The 1,991-nt window shown below is 60.2% G+C and carries 2 protein-coding genes; both read left to right on the forward strand.

The features are described from left to right. Positions 1-842: cellulose biosynthesis protein BcsQ (gene bcsQ, locus ACXRVY_RS26220; protein WP_458238647.1), on the forward strand; the 842-nt coding region annotated here is incomplete at its 5' end. Then, a partial coding sequence (locus tag ACXRVY_RS26225) for a glycosyltransferase (protein ID WP_458238648.1) occupies positions 839-1,991 on the forward strand: 1,153 nt, incomplete at its 3' end. The genes bcsQ and ACXRVY_RS26225, both read left to right, overlap by 4 nt.

Raw genomic sequence — 1,991 nt, forward strand, 5'->3', positions numbered from 1 at the left:
ACCTGTTGCGTGAACTCAACCAGGTTCGCCTTGACGGTCTGCCAGAAACGACTCGCAAGCGAACCAGGGCGAAGGTCATTGCTATCGTTTCGGCGAATGGTGGGGTGGGTAAAAGCACAGTCGCCGCTGGCCTCGCAAAAACACTTCGGCGCCCTGGCGGGCGAACCATCGCAATTGATCTGGACCCTCAGAACGCGCTGTCCAGCCACTTGGGTATCACCCGGCAGGCTCCCGGGCTGATCCAGCTCAAAGAGCAGGACGCAGACTGGGGTGCCCATCGCCTGCAGGGCTTTGGCGACAGCGAGTGCCTGCCCTTCGGCACTGGCGAGGTGAACKATCGCCGATTGCTCAAGCAGTTGATGCTTGAAGACTCTGACTGGTTGAATCAGCACCTTGCGTCAATGGACCTCAGCGAAAACGATACCGTGATCCTGGACACGCCTTCGGGTGCGACCGTCTATTCGCAACAGGCACTCGATGCAGCCGATCTGGTGCTGGTGATGATGGTGGCCGACGCGGCCTCCTACCTGGCACTGGACACCATGACCCAGTGGCTGGAAACCAGCCGACGACGCGCACAGCAACAACGGTATGTGCTCAATCAACGGGATGACTCGCGTTCGTTCAGCAGGGACATGGGCGTGCTGTTTCGGCGGCGGCTCGGTGCCAACCTGATCGGGACGGTTCGCCTCGATCACCAGTTCAACGAGTCGCTGGCCTATGGTCGGGACCTGTTGCAGTACGCACCTGAGAGCATTGGCTGTCAGGACATTCTTGCGCTGTCAGGCGCGGTCCATGCCCTGCTTTGGGCGGATGCTTCAAGTCAGCAGGACACGCCATGACCGCCCGGCTCAATCAGCTGCCTGCAAAGACATGGTGGTTGCAGCAGCTACTGGATTCTTTCCAGGCTCGCGTCAGTCGCTGGCCCCTGCGTTGCCGCCAGGGCCTGAAGATCTCGGCCGGGCTGATCGCCGCATTGTTGGTGCTGGGTATTCTCACTGCGCCGCTGAATCTGTATTCCCAGGCCGCGTTTGCCGCCGTCTGTTTCGCCACCAGCCTGATCATCCGCAAGCAAGCCGGGCGTCTGGCGATCCTGACCCTGATCACCCTCTCGCTGATCGCTTCGCTGCGCTACATGTACTGGCGCCTGACCGACACCCTGGGCTTCGACAACTGGCAGGATGCCGTATTTGGCTACGGGCTGGTGCTGGCCGAACTGTATGCCTTGCTCGTCCTGGTCTTCGGCTACGTACAGACCGCCTGGCCGCTGCACCGCAAACCGCAGTTTCTGCAACAGCCGCCCGCTGAATGGCCGACGGTAGACGTCTTCATTCCTACCTATAACGAAGCGTTGGGCATCGTCAAACTGGTGGTGCTTGCGGCCCAGGCCATCGACTGGCCCGAGGGCAAACTGCGGGTGCACATGCTCGATGACGGACGCCGGGAGGAATTCAAGGATTTCTGTCAGCAGATTGGTGTCAACTACATCACCCGCGACAACAATCAACATGCCAAGGCCGGCAACCTCAACGAGGCACTCAAGGTCACCGATGGCGAGTTCATCGCCATATTCGACGCCGACCACGTGCCCACCCGCTCCTTCCTGCAGATCACCATGGGCTGGTTTTTAAAGGACCCGAACCTGGCGTTGCTGCAAACTCCGCACTTCTTCTATTCACCCGATCCGTTCGAAAAAAACCTCGATACCTTTCGCTCGGTACCCAATGAAGGTGAGCTGTTCTACGGCCTGGTGCAGGACGGCAACGACCTGTGGAACGCGGCATTCTTCTGTGGCTCCTGTGCGGTCATCCGGCGCACTCACTTGCTGGAAGTCGGCGGCATCGCCACCGAAACCGTGACGGAGGATGCGCACACGGCACTCAAGCTCAATCGCCGTGGTTTCAATACCGCCTACCTCGCCATTCCACAAGCGGCGGGCCTGGCCACCGAAAGCCTTTCCCGACACATCAGCCAGCGCACACGCTGGGCAC

This window comes from Pseudomonas sp. P5_A2_2, from assembly GCF_054177685.1.